This is a genomic window from Arthrobacter methylotrophus, assembly GCF_039539965.1.
GTDB lineage: Bacteria > Actinomycetota > Actinomycetes > Actinomycetales > Micrococcaceae > Arthrobacter > Arthrobacter methylotrophus.
Genome location: NZ_BAABED010000001.1, coordinates 2,913,836 through 2,934,737 on the forward strand (window position 1 = coordinate 2,913,836; position 20,902 = coordinate 2,934,737).

The 20,902-nt window shown below is 64.4% G+C and carries 25 protein-coding genes and 1 pseudogene; 4 read left to right on the forward strand and 22 right to left on the reverse strand.

The genetic code is table 11. From position 1 onward, the window contains the following. Positions 1 to 72: 72 nt before the first annotated feature. From ABD884_RS15350 to ABD884_RS15365, 4 genes are all read right to left on the reverse strand, one after another. Complete coding sequence (locus ABD884_RS15350; protein WP_345047421.1) at positions 73 to 471, reverse strand: hypothetical protein; 399 nt, start codon at positions 469 to 471, stop codon at positions 73 to 75. A 66-nt stretch (positions 472 to 537) separates the two neighbouring features. Then, positions 538 to 1,026, reverse strand: a complete 489-nt coding sequence (locus ABD884_RS15355) for a hypothetical protein (protein ID WP_028266614.1) — start codon at positions 1,024 to 1,026, stop codon at positions 538 to 540. 4 nt (positions 1,027 to 1,030) lie between these two features. Then, positions 1,031 to 1,789: a 4-hydroxy-tetrahydrodipicolinate reductase gene (dapB, locus tag ABD884_RS15360; protein WP_345047424.1), complete on the reverse strand. Its 759-nt coding sequence runs from the start codon at positions 1,787 to 1,789 to the stop codon at positions 1,031 to 1,033. A gap of 166 nt (positions 1,790 to 1,955) precedes the next feature. After that, a complete protein-coding gene (locus ABD884_RS15365) occupies positions 1,956 to 2,111 on the reverse strand; it encodes a hypothetical protein (RefSeq protein ID WP_345047426.1) in 156 nt (51 codons plus the stop codon). On the opposite strand from ABD884_RS15365, the gene ABD884_RS15370 reads away from it, so the two are divergent. Continuing rightward, positions 2,104 to 2,298, forward strand: coding sequence for a response regulator transcription factor (locus ABD884_RS15370; protein WP_345047429.1), 195 nt, complete (start codon positions 2,104 to 2,106; stop codon positions 2,296 to 2,298). The genes ABD884_RS15365 and ABD884_RS15370 overlap by 8 nt on opposite strands. Before the next feature lie 23 nt (positions 2,299 to 2,321). On the opposite strand, the gene ABD884_RS15375 is transcribed toward ABD884_RS15370, so the two are convergent. The 7 genes from ABD884_RS15375 to ABD884_RS15405 are packed head-to-tail and all read right to left on the reverse strand — an operon-like array spanning position 2,322 to position 8,539. Beyond that, a complete protein-coding gene (locus tag ABD884_RS15375) occupies positions 2,322 to 2,777 on the reverse strand; it encodes a molybdenum cofactor biosynthesis protein MoaE (protein ID WP_345047432.1) in 456 nt (151 codons plus the stop codon). After that, positions 2,767 to 3,267, reverse strand: a complete 501-nt coding sequence (locus ABD884_RS15380; protein ID WP_345047435.1) for a MogA/MoaB family molybdenum cofactor biosynthesis protein — start codon at positions 3,265 to 3,267, stop codon at positions 2,767 to 2,769. The genes ABD884_RS15375 and ABD884_RS15380 overlap by 11 nt, the downstream gene beginning before the upstream one ends. After that, positions 3,264 to 3,809, reverse strand: coding sequence for a cyclic pyranopterin monophosphate synthase MoaC (gene moaC / locus ABD884_RS15385; RefSeq protein WP_345047438.1), 546 nt, complete (start codon positions 3,807 to 3,809; stop codon positions 3,264 to 3,266). Before moaC ends, ABD884_RS15380 begins: the two co-directional genes overlap by 4 nt. Further along, on the reverse strand, positions 3,797 to 5,017 hold the full coding sequence (locus tag ABD884_RS15390) for a molybdopterin molybdotransferase MoeA (protein ID WP_345047442.1): 1,221 nt from the start codon (positions 5,015 to 5,017) through the stop codon (positions 3,797 to 3,799). Before ABD884_RS15390 ends, moaC begins: the two co-directional genes overlap by 13 nt. 39 nt (positions 5,018 to 5,056) lie before the next feature. After that, positions 5,057 to 6,622, reverse strand: coding sequence for a molybdopterin-dependent oxidoreductase (locus tag ABD884_RS15395; RefSeq protein WP_345047445.1), 1,566 nt, complete (start codon positions 6,620 to 6,622; stop codon positions 5,057 to 5,059). Beyond that, complete coding sequence (locus tag ABD884_RS15400; protein ID WP_345047447.1) at positions 6,619 to 7,821, reverse strand: sensor histidine kinase; 1,203 nt, start codon at positions 7,819 to 7,821, stop codon at positions 6,619 to 6,621. The genes ABD884_RS15395 and ABD884_RS15400 overlap by 4 nt, the downstream gene beginning before the upstream one ends. After that, a complete protein-coding gene (locus ABD884_RS15405; RefSeq protein ID WP_345047449.1) occupies positions 7,808 to 8,539 on the reverse strand; it encodes a response regulator transcription factor in 732 nt (243 codons plus the stop codon). The genes ABD884_RS15400 and ABD884_RS15405 overlap by 14 nt, the downstream gene beginning before the upstream one ends. 166 nt (positions 8,540 to 8,705) lie before the next feature. Here ABD884_RS15405 and moaA point away from each other — a divergent pair, with 166 nt between their 5' ends. Beyond that, the gene (moaA, locus tag ABD884_RS15410; protein ID WP_345047451.1) at positions 8,706 to 9,836 is read left to right on the forward strand and encodes a GTP 3',8-cyclase MoaA; all 1,131 of its coding nucleotides are present in this window, start codon (positions 8,706 to 8,708) and stop codon (positions 9,834 to 9,836) included. 4 nt (positions 9,837 to 9,840) lie between these two features. Further along, positions 9,841 to 10,107, forward strand: coding sequence for a MoaD/ThiS family protein (locus ABD884_RS15415; protein ID WP_028266606.1), 267 nt, complete (start codon positions 9,841 to 9,843; stop codon positions 10,105 to 10,107). Between the two features lie 27 nt (positions 10,108 to 10,134). On the opposite strand, the gene ABD884_RS15420 is transcribed toward ABD884_RS15415, so the two are convergent. The 9 genes and pseudogenes from ABD884_RS15420 to truB form a co-directional block, all read right to left on the reverse strand. Further along, positions 10,135 to 10,596 (reverse strand): DUF1579 family protein, encoded by a 462-nt coding sequence (locus ABD884_RS15420; RefSeq protein ID WP_345047456.1) that lies wholly within the window; start codon positions 10,594 to 10,596, stop codon positions 10,135 to 10,137. A gap of 278 nt (positions 10,597 to 10,874) precedes the next feature. Continuing rightward, positions 10,875 to 12,218 carry a M16 family metallopeptidase gene (locus ABD884_RS15425; protein ID WP_345047459.1) on the reverse strand — a complete coding sequence of 448 codons (1,344 nt, stop codon included), beginning with the start codon at positions 12,216 to 12,218 and terminating at the stop codon, positions 10,875 to 10,877. Positions 12,219 to 12,371: 153 nt separating this feature from the next. Next, positions 12,372 to 14,624, reverse strand: coding sequence for a polyribonucleotide nucleotidyltransferase (locus tag ABD884_RS15430; protein WP_345047462.1), 2,253 nt, complete (start codon positions 14,622 to 14,624; stop codon positions 12,372 to 12,374). Between the two features lie 254 nt (positions 14,625 to 14,878). Next, positions 14,879 to 15,148 carry a 30S ribosomal protein S15 gene (gene rpsO, locus ABD884_RS15435; protein WP_028266602.1) on the reverse strand — a complete coding sequence of 90 codons (270 nt, stop codon included), beginning with the start codon at positions 15,146 to 15,148 and terminating at the stop codon, positions 14,879 to 14,881. Between the two features lie 286 nt (positions 15,149 to 15,434). Next, a pseudogene (locus tag ABD884_RS15440) lies at positions 15,435 to 15,629 on the reverse strand (tryptophan 2,3-dioxygenase family protein); the annotation flags it as partial. A 26-nt stretch (positions 15,630 to 15,655) separates the two neighbouring features. Continuing rightward, the gene (locus tag ABD884_RS15445) at positions 15,656 to 16,639 is read right to left on the reverse strand and encodes a bifunctional riboflavin kinase/FAD synthetase (protein ID WP_345047470.1); all 984 of its coding nucleotides are present in this window, start codon (positions 16,637 to 16,639) and stop codon (positions 15,656 to 15,658) included. A gap of 120 nt (positions 16,640 to 16,759) precedes the next feature. After that, a complete protein-coding gene (locus tag ABD884_RS15450) occupies positions 16,760 to 17,209 on the reverse strand; it encodes a hypothetical protein (protein ID WP_376953552.1) in 450 nt (149 codons plus the stop codon). A gap of 2 nt (positions 17,210 to 17,211) precedes the next feature. Beyond that, entirely contained in the window at positions 17,212 to 17,565 is a 354-nt protein-coding gene (locus tag ABD884_RS15455; protein WP_345047474.1) for a hypothetical protein, read from the reverse strand. Between the two features lie 2 nt (positions 17,566 to 17,567). Continuing rightward, the gene (truB, locus tag ABD884_RS15460; protein ID WP_345047477.1) at positions 17,568 to 18,488 is read right to left on the reverse strand and encodes a tRNA pseudouridine(55) synthase TruB; all 921 of its coding nucleotides are present in this window, start codon (positions 18,486 to 18,488) and stop codon (positions 17,568 to 17,570) included. Between the two features lie 86 nt (positions 18,489 to 18,574). Here truB and ABD884_RS15465 point away from each other — a divergent pair, with 86 nt between their 5' ends. After that, positions 18,575 to 19,729, forward strand: a complete 1,155-nt coding sequence (locus ABD884_RS15465; protein WP_345047479.1) for a pyridoxal phosphate-dependent aminotransferase — start codon at positions 18,575 to 18,577, stop codon at positions 19,727 to 19,729. A gap of 30 nt (positions 19,730 to 19,759) precedes the next feature. On the opposite strand, the gene ABD884_RS15470 is transcribed toward ABD884_RS15465, so the two are convergent. Continuing rightward, complete coding sequence (locus ABD884_RS15470; protein WP_345047482.1) at positions 19,760 to 20,245, reverse strand: nucleoside deaminase; 486 nt, start codon at positions 20,243 to 20,245, stop codon at positions 19,760 to 19,762. Positions 20,246 to 20,360: 115 nt separating this feature from the next. Next, on the reverse strand, positions 20,361 to 20,870 hold the full coding sequence (gene rbfA / locus ABD884_RS15475) for a 30S ribosome-binding factor RbfA (protein ID WP_345047484.1): 510 nt from the start codon (positions 20,868 to 20,870) through the stop codon (positions 20,361 to 20,363). Between the last annotated feature and the right edge of the window lie 32 nt (positions 20,871 to 20,902).

The following is a 20,902-nucleotide window of genomic DNA, read 5'->3' on the forward strand; positions in this document are numbered from 1 at the left end:
AGGTTAGGAGAATAGGGCTCACGTGATGGTCATCAAATTCAGCGAATGGGGAGCAGAGCCCAGACTGAAGCGTCAGCTGGACCGGCCACCCTTGACGCTCGCCGAGCCGCCTTGGATCCTACCTTCCGGAGCACCCGGATTCCGCGGCGATTCGGGTGCGCAATACCGGGCAACCGCCGACTCCCGCAAGCGGTCCGCCCACGTTCCCAGCCGCTGGGCCGCCCGCACGTAGTCGAACAATTCAACGGGCGTCAGCGACTCAAGGTCGGTTTCCGCGAGCCGCCTGGCGAGTTCGGCGCCCGGCGGTTGTTCGCCCAGAACCGTTCCCTCGCGCCGCCACTGGACATCTTCGGGCGGCTCCCCCACCACGAGTTGCCGGAAGAGGAAGTCCACGACGCCCGGGTTCATCGCCTTCATGGGCCCGTTCAGGCCTTGGGGATACGCGTCGGGCCGCTTCGAAGGATCGTTCATGCAGCTATATTATTCGAACATATATTCGAATACAAGGCGTGTACCGAAACTACTCCGAGAGAGACGCTACCGCTCCGCTGCGGTGGGCTCAGCGCGGAAAAGGCGTCCGGCGTCGCGCATTGCCTCCCTGGCCCGCTTGCGGTCCCCGGCGGCGTCGTAGGCGCAGCTGAGGCGGAACCAGGAGCGCCAGTCCTCGGGCGCCGCTTCGGCCTCCACACGGTACTTCTCAAACTCGGCGTCCGCGGCGGACCGCACAATGCGCCCCCCCGGTGTACGGGGCAAGTTGTCCACGGGCAACCCGCCTTCGGCTTCGAGCACCTTGGCCATCTTCTCGGTGCGCGCACCGAACAGCAGCTCGCGGATCAGTGCCCACGCTCCGATGAGGGGGAGCACCAAGTACGCCGCGCCGATTCCCTTGGCTATCAGGTTCGGGTCGCTGAGCAGGAGGATCGAGCGTTCGAAGGTAACCACGAGGTAGAGAACCAACAACAGGGTGACGGCACCCACCCAGATCTTGGTGCGGTTCTCCTTGAATGCGTTCCAGAGCGAGCCCATGCGCCTAGAGCCCCAGGTCCAGATAGCCATCCAGGCCGACTGTCAGCCCGGGGTGGGACGCCACATTGCGCAGTCCCAGCAACACTCCAGGCATGAATGACGCCCGGTCGAAGGAATCGTGGCGGATGGTTAGTTGCTCTCCTGGCCCGCCAAGGAGCACTTCCTGATGCGCCACGAGCCCGCGCAAGCGGACACTGTGGACGCGAATTCCATCGACCTCACAACCACGGGCACCGTCAAGGGCGGTGTCCGTGGCGTCCGGGCTCGCCGGCACGCCGGCTTCTTGGCGGGCGGCGGCAATAAGCTGGGCCGTACGGACGGCCGTGCCCGACGGCGCGTCCACCTTGTTCGGGTGGTGCAGCTCGACGATTTCCACCGATTCGAAGTACTTGGAGGCCTTGGCGGCGAAGGCCGAGGCGAGGATGGAGCCGAGAGCGAAGTTAGGGGCGATCAGAACGCCTGACTCCGGGTTCACCGCAAGCAACTCGCGCAACGCCGCAAGCCTCGCGGCGTCCCAGCCGGTGGTGCCGACAACAGCATGCATGCCGTGCTCGACGGCGAAATGGACGTTCGCTTCCGTGCTATCCGGAACGGTCAGGTCGACGACATACTTGGCGCCGGCGTCGAGCAGGGTGTCAAGGGAGTCACCGCGGCCGAGTGCGGCGACAAGCTTCATGTCGGCGGCCGCTTCCACCGCCTTGACGGCTTCGATACCCATGCGCCCCTGGGCGCCCAGCACGGCAACAGCAAGTTGTTCGGTCATGCCCTTAACCCTACCGGGCGGCACGCCTCGGCATGTCCCTGTGGCACCCCCTAGTCGCGGGTCGGAGCGACGGAACGCGGTCGTACGAGCTTTCGAACGCCCAGAACGATTTGTCCCAAGTCCGAGCTGGCGACGACTGCGAGGATGAGCATGGCAACGATGGGAATCACCAGTGAATCAGCACCGATTTCTTGTTGAGCCGCCTCGAGTCCCGGGTTGGGGGCTGCCTCAACGTGGGGTCGCCGGAGCTGTGCCGGTTCGCCTGAACGCTCCGGCGAACCGGCACCGTTCCGGCGATTTCGATGGGAAGCAGAGTGTACACAGAACGCGAACTATCGATCGTGGAGTTTCTCGCGCAGGGTCTGTCAAACGCCGAGATAGCACAGGCGCTCCACCTCTCCGAGGGGACGGTCACGTCAAACCCCGGCTGCATCATGAACAAACGGGGCGTGCGCGACCGCCTCCCGGTACTCATCGATGCTGTGCGCACAAATCACGTGACGTTGTAGCCCGCGCGATCCCCTGTGCCCGGCTACTCCCCTGCGCCGACCCACTCGACTGTGCCGTCGCTGAAGAACTGTTCCTTCCAGATGGGCACTTGCTCCTTGATTCTGTCGACAAGCTCCGAGCACACCGCGAAGGCTTGTCCGCGGTGTGCTGCGGCAACGGCGCACACGAGCGCAGGGTCGCCAACCTCAAGCAGACCGATCCTGTGTGCTGCCCAAATACGCACAGGCTGGGCGGCTTCGCCTGAGTGCTCCGTCACGAGTTCGGCCACAACGTCGGCCATGACCTGATGGGCGGTGGGGTGGGCGCTGTAGCTGAGCCTGTCGACCGGCTTGCCGCCGTCGTGGTTGCGGACCACGCCGCTGAAACTCACCACCGCTCCGGCAGTGTCAGATTCCACGGCTGCTATGGCCTGGTCCACGGAAATCGGCTCCGCGCTGAGGACCGCCCTGATGACTTCGAAGTCGGTTTCAGTGGTCATGACTTCCCTCCAACTGATCGCATAGGTGGGCGATGACAGGATCAAGAACGGCAAGCCCGTCCATCACGCCCTTGGGCGAACCCGGAAGATTGACGATGAACGTCCTGCCTGCCGCGCCGGCATGGCCCCGGCTGAGCATCGCCATGGGGGTCTTGGCGGCCCCGGCGCGGCGAATGCCTTCCATGAGCCCCGGTATTTCGCGATCCAACAACGGCAACGTAACTTCCGGGGTGCGGTCATCGGGGCTCAGTCCCGTGCCGCCGCTGGTAATCACGACGGCGGGTTCCTGGGTCAGGAGCGCACGGATGGCGGCGCCGACCGGCTCGCCATCCGGCACCACCATGACGGGGAAGGTCTCGTAGCCGTGTTCAGCCAGCCAGTCCAGGATGACCGGGCCGCTCTTGTCCTCGTAGATTCCTGCTGCCGCGCGGGTGGACGCGATGACAACGCCGGCCTTGCGCGGTCCGCGGCGGGGTTCGCAGGCGTTCACGCGCGTCCTCCTTCGCCGGGCGTGCCGGACGAAACGGGAAGGGCCCAGTCGCCGCTCTTTCCGCCGCTCTTGGCCAGCACCTGGATGCCGCTGATAACGGCGTGCTTATCTACTGCTTTGATCATGTCGTAGACGCTCAAGGCAGCCACCGAGGCAGCGGTCAAGGCTTCCATCTCCACGCCTGTGACGCCTCTGGTTTTCACCCTTGCCAGTACAACTACCGTGTCCGGCCCGAGCTGGAAGTCCACCGTGACCTTGGAAATCGGCAGCGGGTGGCACAGCGGTATGAGGTCGGGCGTCTTCTTGGCTGCCATGATGCCGGCCACGCGCGCCACGGCCAAGGCGTCCCCCTTGGGAAGCTCACCTGCGCCGAGGAGGGCAAGGACTTCCGGAGTGCTCCGGACGGTGGCGGTGGCGGTCGCCTCCCGGGTGGTCACGGCCTTTTCGGAGACATCGACCATGTGGGCGGTGCCGTCCTGGCGCAAGTGGGTGAGGCCGCCGACAACGCCGGCGGGGTCTGTTGTTTCATTCACAACATCCATACTTCCACTTCCGCCCCGGCGTCGAGTTCCGTGACGCCTTCCGGAACCTGGATCAGCGCGTTCGAGTTGGCGAGGGCATGGACGAGATGGGATCCGACGCCCCCCTCAAGCCTGACGGTCCCCCCCGGAAGCAGCGTGCCCCGGCGGACCTGGTGCTTGCCCGCGGGCGAGGTCAAGGACTCCGCAAGGCGCGCCTGCAGGCTCGGCCGCAATGCGGGGCTGCCCAAGACGGCGGCGAGCGCGGGGCGCAGGAACATTTCGAAGGACACAAGGCAGCTCACCGGATTGCCCGGGAAACCGAGGAAGGGCACGCCGTCGAACGTTCCGATCCCTTGGGGGCCGCCGGGCTGCATGGCCACTGACACAAAGTCAACGGCTTGGCCCTCCATGGCCTGCCGGACCACTTCATAGGCGCCCTTGCTGACTCCCCCGGTGCTGACGATGAGGTCGCTGCTTGCGGCATGGCTGCGCAAGAGCGTCAGCAAGGCGGAAGGATCGTCGCTGCTGATGCCCGTCCGCGTGACCCGCAGGCCGGACTGCAGCATGGCGGCTTCAAGCAGGGTTCCATTGGAATCGTAGATCTTGCCTTCCGGTAACGACGTACCGGGTTCCACCACTTCGTCACCCGTGGTCACCAGAAGCACGTGCACGGGGGTGCGGACCTCGACGGCGGTCATTCCCAAAGCGGCGAGCAGCCCCAATTGGCCAGGTCCGAGGGCTGTTCCGGCCCGCAGGGCGACTGCTCCCGCGGTGATGTCGCTCCCGGCGTCGCGGACGAACGTTCCCGGCTCTGTAGTGGGAAGGCGAACGGTTGCCGCCACCCCGGGAGCGGGGAAGACATCCGGCAGTGCCTGTTCGATGGGCACGACGGCGTCGGCGCCCTCAGGCATCATGGCCCCTGTCATGATGGGAGCCGCGGTGCCGGGCGCGAGTCGCATCGGGGCCGCGCCGGCCGGGACAGGATCCACCACCGTCAGCTCCGCGCCGGCGTCGCTCCCTGCATGCGGTGTGAGATCCGCCGAGCGGACGGCAAAACCGTCCATCTGGGAATTGGCGAACGGCGGCAGGCTGAGCGGAGCCAGGATATCGACGGCGAGAACCCTGCCGAGCGCGGCCATCAGAGGCAACTCCTCATTACTCCCCCGGCCGCGAAGGCCGGACAGCAGTTCCTGGACGGCTTCGCGGTGGGCTGCGACGGATCTGGCCACGGTGTTCCTCCCGGTTGTTTTTGCTCAGACCTACACAGCCTAGTTTGAGTTGACCGTGACGTGGATGGTGTGGAATCCCGTGGCGCCGTCTGGAGCAACAGGAGCTTGGGCTTCGGGCTGAGGCGTACCGGTCGCATCCGTGGCACGAACCTGTACCTCGTGGTTCCCCGGGCCCACGTCAAGGCCGAGCTGCCATTGGTACCACGTGTCCGAGGAGATCCCAGGCGCGAGCCGGGCTTGCTGCCAGCTGCCGCGGTCGACGCGAAGCTCAACGCGGGAGACCCCACGATGTTGAGCCCAGGCGACGCCGCCGAACTGCACGGTTCCGGCCTTGACCGAGCGGCCGTCCCGGGGCACGTCGATGCGGGACTGCGTCTTGATGGGTCCGTGGTCGCTCCAGCCACGGGGAACCCAGTAACCCTGGTCGTCAGCGAAACGGGTGACCTTCAGTTCCGTCAGCCATTTGGTAGCCGAAACATATCCATAGAGTCCCGGGACGATCATCCGGACGGGAAAGCCATGTTCCAGCGGCAAGGGTTCGCCATTCATGCCGACGGCAAGGATGGCGTCTCTACTGTCGGTGAGCGCTTCGAGGGGAGTTCCGGCAGTCCAGCCGTCGGTACTACGGGATAGCACCATGTCCGCGCCGGGCTTGGGTCCTGCCATGGCCAGGAGTTCCCGGACCGGCCAGCCCAGCCAAAGCGCGTTGCCGATCAGGTTTCCACCGACTTCGTTGGATACGCAAGCGATGGTCACGTAGCGCTCGATCATCGGTTTGCTCAGCAGGGTGGCGAAATCCAGCTGGACTTCGCGATCCACCAGGCCAGTCACTTTGAGGGTCCAGTCCGGTGGATTCACGGCTGGTGGGATCAGCGCGGTATCGATTCGGTAGAACTCGCTGTTCGGCGTGACGAGCGGCTGCAGGCCCGCCAAGGTGAGTGCGGCGCCGTCGGGAACCTTCTCCGGTGGGGTGACCGGGGCGGGCAGTGCTAAGCCACGGCGGAAATCGGAAGCTACCGTTCCTGCCCTCCGGACCACCGTGGTGACGATCCCCAGGGCGACGGCGGCGATCGCCGTTCCACCCAACAGTTGCACAAAGCTTCGGCGGGCCAACGGCATTTCGACCGTCTCGGGCTCGGGACGCCAGGTTTCGAGCCGCTGGATCAGGAGCCGGAGGAAAAACATGGTGACGATCGTGGCCACGACCGGGGCGATCGCGGCAGTGGGTGCCGCTTGGGCACGGCTCAGCGCGGCGGCCAGTCCCGCCGCTCCGGCGAGCAAGGCAAGCGCCAGTCCTGCTCCCTTTCGCCGATACTCCAGAAGTCCGGCGACCGCGGCGAGGAGCAATGTCACCAGGGCGATGCTGACGATCAGGGCAATTTTGTCCGCGGTGCCGAACAGGTTGACGGCCAGCTCCTTGGCCCAACCCGGCACCGCGTCGATCACCACGCCACCCAGTGCCGTGACGGGCGAAACGGACGGGCTCAGGAACCCGGCCAGCAACTCGCCAGCCGCCACCCCGACTCCGATAGCCGCCACGCCGCATACCGCCGCCCACCGGACCGCGGTTCTTGTACTGGCTCTCTTCGATGTGGTCTTGCTCATGGTGTGCCTGTCTGTTTGGTACTCGTTGCGGGAAGCGGAAGCCGGAGCGTGAATCGGCAGCCCTCCCCCGTATTTGCTACGGTGACGCTGCCGCCGTGGGCCTTGACGATACCTGCCACCATGCTGAGCCCCACGCCGGCACCGCTGTAGCGCGGCGCATCCCCGTCGAGCGGCATTCCTGCGCTGCGGGAGCGGTCCTTTTGCCAGCCGGTTTCGAAGACATGGGCGAGATCGTCGTCGGCTATGCCGCCGCAGCTGTCCAGGACGTCGACGACGGCGTCGCTGCCGTCGCGTCCGACGCTGACCAGGACCCCGCCGTCGGGCCGGCTGTAGATGATTGCGTTGAGGAGCACGTTGCGCACGGCCCTGCCCAAGCTGGGTCCGTCCGCGACCGCCATGCACTCCCTGTCCCCGCCGCCGTCGAGCCGGACGCCACGCTGGGTGGCGAGCGGGGCAAGATCGGCGATAGCATCGCTCACGAGGTCGTAGAGGTCCAAGGCTTCTGCGCTCAGCCGGATCGTCCCCGCCTGGATCTTGGACAGTTCCAGGAGGTCGTTGACCATCACCGCCATCTGGTCCGTCTGGGTGATGATCTTGCGGTAGTACGCGGGGACGTCGGAGGCCATGCCGTCTTCCAGCGCTTCGGCCATGGCCCGCATGCTGGCCAAGGGGGTCCGGAGGTCGTGCGAGATCCAGGAGACCAGTTCGCGGCGGGCGGTTTCGACGGCGGCCTCCCGACGCCGGGATTCCTCCAGTTTGATGCTGCTCGCTTCGAGTGCCCCGGCGAGTTGGGCAAGCTCGGAGTTCATGGCCGGTACGGACCGCCGCGAGGCCGATGGTGGGAGCACCGAATCGCCGAGGGCTTCGCCGCTCCCGAGGCGACGCGTCGCGGCAACCAGCCGGATGGCGTTGCGGGACACCCCGGCCCCGAGGACCAAGGAAATAGCAATAGCCACGGCCGAGGCCACCCCCAGGATGTACCACATGACCTCGAGATCACGCGCGGAAATGAACATCGCGTTGAAGGCGCTCACCATTCCGGCCACAAGGACGCCTACCGTGGCCACCACCACGAGGCAAATCTGCACCAGGATCGACGCGCGACGCAGGAAACGCAGCAAGGCAAGCGTCAAAGCACCTATCAGGACAGCCCACAGCAGCATCCAGCCCAGGATGGTGAACATTTCAGTTGCCTGCATGTCCGCCTACCTTCGCGTCGAAGCGATAACCGACTCCCCAGACAGTCTTGAGCAGCACCGGCGTCGTCGGGTTGTCCTCGATCTTTTCGCGCAAGCGGCGGACGTGGACCGTCACCGTGGACAGATCTCCGAAATCCCAACCCCATACTGCTTTGATGAGCTCTTCACGGCTAAACACCTGGTTGGGCCGGCGGAGCAGGAAAGCCAGCAAATCGAATTCCCGCACCGTCAGCGTCAGCAGCTTGCCGTGATGCAGCACCGTGCGCGAGGCCGGATCCAATGCGAAACCGGCGAGTTCCACGGGAGGCTCCGGGCTGAATTCCCGGATGCTCCGGCGCAGCACGGATTTCACCCGAAGGACCAGCTCGCGGGGCGAAAAGGGCTTGGTGACGTAGTCGTCCGCCCCGGTCTCCAAGCCCAGGATGCGGTCGTCTTCCGTGCCAAGGGCGGTGACCATGATGATGGGAACGCTCATGGCCAGACGCAACCTGCGGCACACTTCCACGCCGTCGAGTCCCGGCAGCATGCGGTCCAGGATGACGAGATCGGGCCGCCTGGCGGCTGCGAGGTTCAGGGCTGCGAAGCCGTCGCCCGCATGATCGACCTGGAAGCCTGCCTGGACCAGGTACTCACGGACGACGTCGGCGATGGTCTGTTCGTCTTCGACCAGGAGGATACGGCGATTGCCAAGTTCGGCAGCGTGCGGGGCGGGCTGCATGTTCACACCTTCAGCATAGATTCGAGGGCAGCCCGCGGTGCACGTTCCGGGCGTCCCCAGGGCAACCGTACGTATTCCGTAAGAACTGTCTCTCCGTTGAGCCCGCACACGGACATGAGCAGTGGTCGATATCACGCTTCGGGCCTGCCTGGCGTAGCCTGAATCCATGAGTGTTCAGCTAGGCATGCCGTTGCCCGCTCCGGGCGACGGGACGGGAACCAGCGTTTCTGCGCCCCCGCCGCGCCCTGCAGGAACTCCGGCGGGCCTGTTCGACCGTTACGGACGCCGCGCCACCGATATGCGTTTGTCCCTGACCGACAAATGCAATCTCCGGTGCACCTACTGCATGCCTGCCGAGGGCCTCGAATGGTTGTCCAAACAGGCCGTCATGACCGCCGCCGAGATCGTCCGGATTGTGCGAATCGGTGTCGAACAACTCGGCGTCCGCGAACTACGCCTGACTGGCGGTGAGCCCTTGGTCCGTGCCGACCTCGTAAACATCATTGCGGCCCTGCGCAAGGCGCACCCCGAGCTGCCGATCTCCATGACCACCAACGGCGTCGGACTCGACAAGAAGGCGGCAGCGCTCAAGGAAGCCGGGCTGACACGCATCAACGTCTCGCTCGACTCTTTGCACGAAGAAACGTTCAGCAAGCTGACCCGGCGGCCGTTTCTGGACAAGGTGCTGGCCGGCGTCGATGCGGCCTGGGCTGCGGGCTTGGGACCGGTCAAGATCAATGCCGTCCTCATGCGCGGGATCAACGACGCCGAGTCACCCGATCTCCTGGCCTGGGCTGTGGACCGCGGCTATGAGCTGCGTTTCATCGAACAAATGCCGCTGGACGCCGATCACGGTTGGACCCGGCGGAACATGATCACCGCGACAGAGATTCGGGAGCTGCTATCCCGCGACTTCGTGTTGGGTCCGGACCCGCGCGAACGCGACGGCGCTCCGGCGGAACGCTTCGAAGTACGACGCCGGGACGCCGCATCCGCTGAAGCCACGGGTCCGGTGCTGGGCACCGTCGGCATTATCGCCTCCGTCACCGAGCCGTTCTGTTCCGATTGCCGGCGCACACGGATTACCGCCGAAGGCAAGATCATGAGCTGCTTGTTTTCCCGCGAGGAATTCGACCTCCTCGGCTTGCTTCGGCAAGGAGCCAGCGACGACGAACTCGCCCAACGCTGGCAGGACGCCATGTGGATCAAGCCCAAGGCGCACGGCATGGACCACACCGGACTGGGCGCGCCGGACTTCGTCCAGCCCGACCGCAGCATGAGCGCAATCGGAGGCTAGGACTGTGCTCGTACGTTACTTCGCCGCCGCACGGGCCGCGGCAGGCCTTGAAGAGGAACACCACGACCTTCCGGAGGGAACCAGCCTGGAGGGGCTGCTCACCGTCCTGCTCGCCGTCGAACGTCCGGAACCCCCCGCGGGCACTCCGCCCCTGGCGCGGATCATTTCGCGCAGCAGCTTCCTGCGTAATGAGGTAGCCGTCCGCGACCGTTCGGCACCCCTTGGTGCGGACGACGTCGTCGACGTCCTCCCGCCGTTCGCCGGCGGCTGACGTAGGGCTGTTGTACCGGCTAGCGCACTAGACGCGCCGGCAAACGGAAATCATGAAGGGGCTGAATATTGCGGCATCCCCGAGCCTCACTTCCGCTATGTGCGTCAGCACGCCACCATCCACTTTGAAAGTGTGTCGCGCGGTCCCGCGAGGGCTACGGCGCTCAAGGCTCAACGTGCCGTCCTGCCAATGTCCCCGAGCCGGGGCTTCCGGTGGCCGGCCCATGCTGTCGACGTAGTACCACAAAGTGTCTCCATGCTCCGGGTCAACGGTGAAGACGCCATGCCCCTCGAAGTGTGTGCCGTCAGGCTCGACATGCCGGTAGCTCTGCACCAGCGCGTATCCTCCGGCAGCCCGCGAGAAGGTCACTTCGGCGACGGCGGTCCGGGCAGGGCCCCACGGGGAAGCGGCGAGCTCGGTACTCCCCCGCCAATGCCCCAGGAACGCCTCCAGCGCAGTGTGTGCATGACTTTTCAGTGGCTCGTTCATGGCGGCTCCCGCGCAACGACGATGGATACGTCACCATCATGTTCCCGATCGAGCAGACGCGTCCACCCTCCACCACTGGACATGCCCCCTCTTTCAAGGCAGGAATGGGCATATCAGGGTTATGTCCACTCCTAGGCTCGACCGGGGCGCATGTCCCATGGGAGCATCCAACGCGCACCACCGGACATGCCCCCAGTTCCAAGCCAGGAATGGGCATATCAGGGTTATGTCCATTCGTAGGTTCAAGCGGGGGGCATGTCCATGGGTGGGTGCTGCGTTCAGAGGCCGAACGTCTCAGTTTCGTCGAAGGGTCCGACGACGGTTACCGTGCGCGGAGCTACAGCGAGCACACGGGCGAGTTCCTGGACTTGCCCGGCTGTGACGGCCTTGATGCGGGCAAGGGTTTCGTCGATGTCCTGGAATTCGCCGGAGACGAGTTCGGCGCGGCCAAGGCGGGACATCCGGGAACCCGTGTCCTCAAGGGCCAGAACGATTCCACCGCACAGTTGGCCTACGGCCTTGCGCAGTTCTTCATCGGTGATCCCGTCAGAAGCAAGCTTGTCCAGTTCGGCGCCCAGGAGTTCCAGGACCTGTTTGACCTTCGACGGCGTGCAGCCGGCGTACATGCCGAAGTAACCTGCGTCCGCATAGGCGGAGGCAAAAGAGTAGGTCGAATACACGAGGCCCCGCTTTTCGCGGATCTCCTGGAAGAGCCGCGAGGACATGCCGCCACCCAGGACCGCGTTGAGGACGCTCATGACAAAGCGGCGGTCGTCGGTGGCAACGATGGACGGGCAACCCATGATGATGTTGGCCTGCTCCACGGGACGCTTGATCACATGTAACCCAGCGGTGCCCGTAATTTCGGCACGCTCGGTGGAGCGGCGTTCAACGGGGGCAACGGTGTCCTTCAGCTCCCAGCCGGCCGTCCGCAAGGCATCGAGCACCAGGCGACAGACGACGTCGTGGTCCAAGCCGCCGGCGGCAGTGATGACGATCTCGTCCGGACGGTAATAGCGCCGGTAGTGCTCCCACACCGAGTCGCGGGACACCGCCTTGATGGCGGCAGGGGTACCACCGATCGGGCGGCCAAGCGGATGCAGCCCGAGGACGGCGGCGACGAATTTTTCATGCGCGACGTCGGTGGGGTCGTCGCTGTCCATCGCGATTTCCTCGAGGATCACGTCGCGTTCCTGCTCGAGTTCTGCAGGATCCAGCACGGCGCCGGTGATCATGTCCGCAATGACGTCAATAGCCATGGGCAAGTCCGTATCCAGCACCCGCGCAAAGTAGCAAGTGCTTTCCTTCGCTGTGGCGGCATTCGATTCACCGCCCACCTCGTCGAAGGCAGAAGCGATCTCCAAGGCCGTCCGTCTCTTGGTGCCTTTGAACAAGAGATGTTCCAGGAAATGGGTGGAGCCATGTTGGCCGTCCGCTTCGTCCCGGGAACCGACACCCACCCAGAATCCGATGGTTGCCGAGCGCTGCCCCGGCATGGCCTCGGTGAGCACCCGAACGCCCCCCGGAAGCACTGAACGCCGGACAACGGAGCCGCCTTCGGCACCATGGATCAGTTCGCCGCCGGGCACGGTCTGCGCCAGGGGGAGGGGTACGACAGTCATCAAGACCTTTCAGTTCTGCGAGAATTCACGGGTGCCAAATCTGGCTGCAATCGTACCAGCGGGTTCATCGCCCTTGGGACGGGGTTTCGTTGTTAAGACCGGCAGGACCGGTAGACATGTCCACCGGTCCTGCCGCATGCGTGCCGTTTCAGGCTACTCTGCGGATACTTCAGCCTCTTCGACGGAAGCTTCCTCTGAAGCAGCGCCTTCTTCCTCGGCCACCACCGGGGAGAGGGAGAGCTTGCCACGGTCATCGATCTTGGTGATCTCGACCTGGATCTTCTGGCCCACGGAGACGACGTCATCAACGTTGTCCACGCGCTTGCCGCTCGCGAGCTTGCGAAGCTCGGAGATGTGCAGCAGGCCGTCCTTGCCCGGGGTCAGGGATACGAACGCGCCGAAGGTAGTGGTCTTGACGACTGTACCCAAGTAGCGCTCACCGATTTCCGGGATCTGCGGGTTGGCGATGGCGTTGACCGCGGCGCGTGCTGCCTCGGCAGACGGACCATTGGTAGCACCGATGTAGACCGTGCCGTCGTCCTCGATCGAGATGTCGGCGCCGGTGTCTTCCTGGATCTGGTTGATCATCTTGCCCTTCGGGCCGATGACCTCGCCGATCTTGTCAACGGGGATGTTGACGGCGATCACGCGCGGTGCGAACTCGGAAAGCTCGTCCGGAGTGTCGATGGCGGCGTTGATGACGTCCAGGATGTGGAGGCGGGCTTCGCGGGCCTGCTTCAGGGCTGCTGCCAGGACCGACGCCGGGATGCCGTCGAGCTTGGTGTCCAGCTGGATGGCCGTGACGAACTCGGACGTACCGGCAACTTTGAAGTCCATGTCGCCGAAGGCGTCTTCGGCGCCGAGGATGTCGGTCAGTGCAGCGTAGCGGGTCTGGCCATCAACCTGGTCGGAAACCAGGCCCATGGCGATACCGGCAACAGCGGCCTTCAGCGGCACACCTGCGTTGAGCAGGGACAGCGTTGAGGCACAGACGGAACCCATCGACGTCGAACCGTTGGAGCTAAGGGCCTCGGACACCTGGCGGATGGCGTACGGGAATTCCTCGCGGGACGGCAGCACCGGAACCAGGGCGCGCTCGGCGAGTGCACCGTGGCCGATTTCGCGGCGCTTCGGGGAACCGACGCGACCGGTCTCACCGGTGGAGTACGGCGGGAAGTTGTAGTTGTGCATGTAGCGCTTGCGGGTGACGGGAGACAGCGAGTCGATCTGCTGTTCCATCTTGAGCATGTTCAGCGTGGTGACACCCAGGATCTGGGTTTCGCCGCGCTCGAAGATGGCGGAGCCGTGAACGCGCGGCAGGACCTCCACCTCGGCGGTCAGCTGGCGGATGTCCGTCAGGCCACGGCCGTCGATGCGGATCTGGTCCTTGAGGATGCGCTGGCGCACAACCTGCTTGGTCAGGGAGCGGAAGGCTGCGGACAGTTCCTTCTCACGGCCCTCGAACTGGCCGGCGAGGGCACTGAGGACCTCGTCCTTGAGCTCGTCGGATGCGTTGTCGCGGTCCTGCTTGTCGGCAATCTGGAAGACAGCAGCAAGCTTCTCGGCGGCAGCGGCTTCAACGGCGGCGTAGGCATCGTCCTGGTAGTCCAGGAAGATCGGGAACTCAACCGTCGGCTTGGCAGCGCGGGCAGCCAGGTCGGCCTGGGCTTCGCACAGGGCCTTGATGAACGGCTTGGCGGCCTCGAGGCCCTCGGAGACGACCTCTTCGGTGGGAGCGGTTGCGCCCTGTTCCTTGATGAGGTTCCAGGAGTTGTCGGTGGCTTCGGCTTCAACCATCATGATGGCGACGTCGTCACCAGCAACACGCCCGGCGACGACCATGTTGAAGACGGCGTTCTGGAGCTGGGAGTGCTTCGGGAACGCAACCCATTCGCTGCCCTGTTCGTCGGCGACGAGGGCAACGCGGACGCCACCGATCGGGCCGGAGAACGGCAGTCCGGAAAGCTGGGTGGACATGGACGAAGCGTTGATGGCGACGACGTCGTAGAGCTCGTCCGGGTTGATCGCCAGCACAGTGACGACAATCTGGACCTCGTTGCGAAGGCCCTTGACGAAAGCCGGGCGCAAGGGGCGGTCCATGAGGCGACAAGCCAGGATGGCTTCGGTGGACGGGCGGCCTTCACGGCGGAAGAACGAGCCCGGGATGCGGCCGGCAGCGTACATGCGCTCCTCGACATCCACGGTCAGCGGGAAGAAGTCGAAACCTTCACGCGGAGACTTGCCCGCGGTGGTTGCGGACAGCAGTGCGGTGTCTTCGTCGATGTAGACCATCGCTGCGCCGGCTGCCTGCTTGGCAAGGCGGCCTGTTTCGAAGCGGATAACACGCTTGCCGAAGCGGCCATTATCGATGATGGCTTCTGAGAACTGGATTTCGGGACCCTCCATTGAGAGTCACCTCCGTTTCTTGTTGAGCGGAAGTCCTCCCGCATCGACCCAGGCCAGCGTCTGTTCCTGGCCTGTACGACACCCGGTCATCGATCGAGACCCACGGGCTGCGCCTTCGTCACAGAAGGCCGCTCCCGGAGATCACTACCGAGGACCGCGAATGCGCGATGCGGTTGAACTCCTGTTAAAAGTTGGATGTAGTTATGGAGAAAAGGCGGCCCGTTCCGCGGAGGATCGGGCCGCCCGAAGTCAAACTAGCGGCGCAGGCCGAGGCGCTCGATGAGCGCACGGTAGCGGGCAATGTCAGTCTTCTTGAGGTAGCCCAGCATGCGCTTGCGACGACCCACCATGGCCAGCAGGCCACGCTGGGTGTGGAAGTCGTGCTTGTGCTCCTTCATGTGCTCAGTCAGATCTTTGATCCGCTGAGTGAGGACTGCAATCTGGACCTCCGGCGAACCGGTGTCGCCCTTGGACGTTGCGTATGCCTCGATGATGGACTGCTTGACAGCGGCTTCAAGTGCCACGTGAACTCCTAGAGTTGTGCCGTGCGTCCCGATTCAGCGCCTCGCTGCCGGGTTGTTTGTGCCAAAGACTTCACACAAAACAGGTCCAGCCGCCACGGACTGCAGCCGGATCCATCCCCCAGTTTACCGGCAGCCCGGCGATGTTGTCGAAAGCTGCAGTGTGACCCTCCTCAAAGACCGGAGCGGATCACTGCCCGATCTCGGTGCGGACGGCGAACAGTTCCGGGACGAACGTCGGTTCAAGGGCCTTCTGAAAGAAGGAAACGCCGCTGGAACCTCCGGTTCCGGTCCGGAGTTCATGCAGGACCGGCTTCAGCCAGAGCTCGATGGTCTGGTGCTGGAGGATGAACAAAAGTTCGTCATGGTGCCCCGGCTGACTGACAGCTTGCTGGGCGCTGAGCAGCACAGGAAGCTTCAGGGAGGAGCCGTAGCTCATGCGTGAGCGGAAATCCTTGACGATACCGTCGCCAAGTGGCCTGATATTTCCCCAACGCTCACTTTACGCCGCTACTTATTCAACAAGAGATCGTGGGCCTGGATGACGTCCAGGCCCATCTGGTCGACAAGTGCCTCGGGTCCGCGGTAGGCCACCATGCCTCGGAGCCGCGCAGTAAATTCCACGACCACGGTCTGGCCGTATAGGTTGAAATCCTCCACGGCCTCTTCCGGACGGTCGATCACGTGGGCTTCCACTTGTCGGCTCACACCGTCGAACGTGGGGTTGGAGCCCACGGAAATCGCGGCGGGCCACCGGGTTCCGGACTCGTCAACAAGCCAGCCCGCGTAAATTCCATCCGCGGGAACATAGCCCGTTGCGCTATGGTCGAGGTTCGCCGTGGGAAAGCCAAGGGCGCGTCCGCGCGCGGCCCCATGGACCACTTCACCCCGCATTCGGTGCGGGCGTCCGAGGATGACGGCTGCGGTCTCGACGTCGCCTTCCGCGAGGGCCTCGCGTACCCAGGTGGAAGAACAGCGGCGGGGGGTGCCGCCGTCGTCGTGCACTGGAAAATCCTCCGCACCAAACTCATTGATGACCTGAACACCGAATCCCAGCTTCTTGCCGAGGGCCTGCATCGTGCCGACGTCGCCGGAGTTGCCTACGCCGAAACGGAGATCGTGGCCCACCACGACGTGCGCCGCGTGAAGCCCATCCAGCAGAACGGTCCCGACGAATTCCTCGGGGGTCATGCCGGCAAGTGCAAGATTGTACTTCATGACGAGGACGGCATCCAAGCCAGCGGCGGCCAAGGCATCGAGTTTGTCCTGCAACCCCATGATGAGCTCGGGCGCGGAGTCGGGTTGGTGGACTTGGGCGGGGTGCGGATCGAAAGTCACGACGACGGACCGGTTACCGTGCTGCCCTGCCGTGCGCAACAGCTGCGCCAGCACTTGCTGGTGTCCGCGATGGACGCCGTCAAAATTCCCGATGGTGACGACGCAGGGACCGAAATCCTCGGGGACTTCGGTGGGATCGTTCCAAATGTGCACCATCAACCTCGCCTTTTTGCTGCTGGTAATCGCTATGCTCTGGCGGCCTGTTCCGGCGCCGGAATTCTCTAAGGTTACCTGTTCTCCAGGGCTCTCCTGCCCGGGAGCCAAGGCCCGCCCTTCCTACTCCGTCAGCCGTGCCGGACGTCGGCGGTAGAGCCAAAGCAGGCCGAGAACCGGCAGGATCAACGGGACAAAGCCATATCCGCGGCCGAACAAGGACCACACGGTGTCGTGCGGGAAAGCCACGGGATCGAAAAGGCTGATGGCACCAACCACGATCACTCCGAGCAGCTCCACAAGGACGGCGGCCAACGAAACTTTGAACCAGGTGCGGCCCGGTTTCGCGAGTGAGACGGTCGCCACGATGTACACAACGGCTGCGAAGGCCGAGAGGATGTGGGCCAAGGGTGCGTCCGAGAACTTGGTCAGGATCTGGTAACCGGCACGGGCCGTGGCCGAGATCGCAAAAACCCCGTAGACCGCAATCAGCAGCCTCCCAGGGCCGGTGTTGCGGGTGTCCCGGTTCTTCTTCTGGGTGGTTTCAACAGTCACTTCGTGTGCTTCTTCCAATGTCAGTACCAGATCTGGTTCATGCGGGCCGCCATGACCAATGCGGTGACGCCCACGGCGCCCATGACGAAATTACTCCAACGGGTCCGTTCCAGGATGGACCAGTACACGGCAACCACGGGAAGCATGAGGGCCGTGATGATGTAGCCCCAGAACTCCCATGGCTCCCCCGCGATCTTTTCACCCATCGCCACGCGGATGATCGATCCCACGAGATAGACCAGCAGGACGAGTTCGACGGCGGCGACGGACAGGATGGTGACGTCATTCGGGGCCTTCTTCATGATGCCCGCCACGACGCAGATGATGCTCGACAGCAGGCCGACGATCAGGACTGCGTAAAAGTATCCGTCCATGGCTACTGCGCCCGCTTTTCGCTGTCGGGGGCGAATACGAGGACGGGCTTGGCGAAACTTCCCGCATCGGCCAGCAACGCCACCAGCTCCCCTGCCGGTGAGAACGCGGCAGCCGGGTTCTCGGCGGTGGCTGCCTCAGCCGTGCCGGTAGCGGGCCCCGCGGCGATCCTGCGGCCAAAGGAGATCTCGGTGGTTTCCGCGTCGCTCAGCTCCCGATTGGGCATGAGCGCCCGGGCCGCGGCGGACATGTCGAGGACTTCCAGTTCCTCGGCAAGCTGTTCAAGGGTCCTGGCCTGTTCAAGGGAGTATGGCCCCACCCGGGTGCGGCGCAGCGCCGTGAGATGGCCGCCGACGCCGAGTGCCTCGCCCAGGTCGCGCGCCAGGGCGCGGATGTAGGTGCCGGAGGAGCACTCAACCGTGACGTCGACGTCAACGACCCTGCCGCCGTCGACCCCGCGGATGGCGTGGATCTCGAACCGGTGGATCGTCACCGGGCGGGCGGCGAGTTTGACTTCTTCCCCCGAGCGGACGCGGGCATAAGACCGTTCGCCGTTGACTTTGATGGCGCTGACGCTGCTGGGAACCTGTTGGATCTCGCCGCTGAGCTGCGCGACGCCGGCACGAATGGCTTCGTCCGTGACTGCGCTGGCATTGCGGCTCTCCGTGATGTCGCCTTCGGCATCGTCGGTGATGGTGGATTCGCCGAGCCGGATGGTGGCGGAGTAAGTCTTGGAGGTGCCAACGATGTACGTCAATAGCCGCGTGGCTTTGTTGATGCCGAGAACGAGCACCCCTGTGGCCATGGGGTCCAGGGTCCCTGCATGGCCCACTTTCCGGGTACCGGCGAGTCGCCGCATCCGACCAACCACATCGTGGCTGGTCCATCCTTGCGGCTTATCAACGATTACCAGTCCAGAAAGCACGCCTCCCAGTATATCCGCGCGGGGGCATGCTTCCTGCGGCCGCCGGCTCCCCTGGACGCATGGGAGCCACGGCTAAGATGGCTCCCATGCCTGAGCTTGCCGCACACATCCGCGCAGTGCCCGTGAACCAGATCCGGGAGATCACCGAGGCCGCTTGGGGGACTCCCGGGGCGATCATCCTCAGTATCGGCGAGCCCGGCTTTGCGCTGCCCCGGCACATCCTGGAGGCGGGGATCGCCTGCTTGGACAGGGACGAGACGAACTACACTCCCAACGCCGGAATCCCGGCCCTGCGGGAAGCATTTGCCGAGCGTTTCCGGGCCCACAACCAGGTGGACATCGGCGCAGAGCGCGTGTACGTCGTCGACGGGGCCCAGCAGGGGCTGCACTTCGCCATGAGCCTGCTTCTCTCCCCTGGCGACGAGATCCTGATCCCCAACCCGGGCTACCCCACTTTTGCGATGACCAGCCACTTGCTCCAGGCCGTCCCTGTACGGTATCCGCTCTATCCCGAGCACGAGTTCCAGCCCCGTATCGAGGACATTGAGGTCCTGGTCACTCCGCGCACCAAGGTGTTGGTCCTGAATTCGCCGTCCAATCCCCTGGGCGCGGTGATCGGCGAGGAAGCCACGCGCCAGCTCGTGGAACTGGCGGTCAAGCATGATCTGTGGATCATCTCGGATGAATGCTACGAAGCCTTCACCTTCGATGTTCCGCACACGAGTCCTGCCCGTTTCGACAGCACTGTTCCCGGGGAAGCCCGGGTCTTCACGTCCCTGACCCTGTCCAAGACCTACGGACTCACGGGACTGCGGATCGGGGCCCTCATTTGTCCGCCGGGCCTGGAGCGGAAGATGAACAATGTCATGGAGGCAATCGTCTCCTGCGTGGCTTCGCCTTCCCAGTACGCCGCCGTCGCAGCCCTGACGGGCCCGCAGGACTATGTGGACACGGCACGGAAGCACTACCGCTCCAATCGTGACGCAGCCTCAGCGGTGCTGGCAAAGAAGGGCATTCCCTTCCTGGGTGCCCAGGGGGCCTTCTATTTATGGGCGGACGTCTCGCATGTTAGCGGCGGCAACGTCCGCGCCTGGGTGCGCCGCTTCCTCGCGGAATCGGGAGTGGCTGTGGCACCGGGAACCGCGTTCGGTTCCATCGGCGAGGGCTGGATCAGAATCGCGCTATGCGGGGATCACCAGCAGCTGCTCGACGGCGTCGGGCGGCTTCCCGAGCGTCCTTGAGGCGGCAGGCTTGGCTCGCCGCGGCCCGGTTCAATAAGCTGTCCGATTCTTGTTTTCCCGCCACGCGTCGAAGGGAGCTTCCGACGCCGCAACTTTGGTGTGCTGAATAGGCAGCAGTTCAGGCCGGGTGCCGTCGAAATATTCGTAGAACACGGCGTCGTCGAAACCGGCAGCCGCAGCGCCGCGCCGGTCCGCGGCAAAGTAGACGCGGCTTATTCGTCCCCACAAAGCTGCTGAGAGGCACAAAGGGCATGGTTCGCAGCTCGCGTACAGCACCGACCCGCTGAGATCGAAGCTTTTCAGTTCCCACGCCGCCCGCCGGATCGCGACCACTTCGGCGTGGGCCGTGGGGTCGTTGTCGCGGGTCACCCGGTTGACGCCGTCATGGAGCCGCCCGTCCGGCGTGACCACGACTGCACCGAACGGACCGCCGCCGTCGGCCACGTTTTGCACCGCGAGCCGCACGGCGTGTTCAAGGTAAGCTTCAGGACTCTGAGCTGGATCGGGCGCCACCATGCTCCGATCTTAGCGACGGCGTGCCACTTTGAGGCGGCTTTCATTATTAAACGGGGAAGACCGGATCAGGCAGTCTTCAGACTTGCGGATCCGGCCCTTCCCAGGATTGGGCGGCTTATTTGCCGCCGTCTTCGTCGATGTCTTCATCGGCGCGGAGGTCGATGTCTTCTTCGTCAAAATCGTCTTCGTCGATGTCCGCATCCTGCGTGGCATCGCTCTTGTAGGGATCTGCATCGCCTGCGTGCTTGGCGCCGGCGGCCAGTGCGGCCACCTCGGCGTCGCGCTCCTTGGCCGTGCGCAACAACGCCTCAAGGTTCGACGCATTGACCGGAATGAGGTCCGCGACGAACTCCAAGGTAGGAGTCAGGCGCACAGTGATATTGCGGCCCACCTCTTGGCGGAGGACCCCTTTCGCCTTCTCCAAAGCCCTGGCGGCGTCCGCCTGGGCAATCTCGTCACCGAAGACGGTGTAGTACACGGTGGCGTGCTGAAGATCGTTGGTGACGCGGGCATCGGTAATAGTGATGCCCTCAACCCGGGGATCCTTGATCCGCCGGCCTAGTGCTTCAGCAACAACAACCTTAATCCGCTGCGCCAACTTGGCAGCGCGTGCCGGATCAGCCATTTCAACTCCTAAAATTTTGCGTACGACGGCGC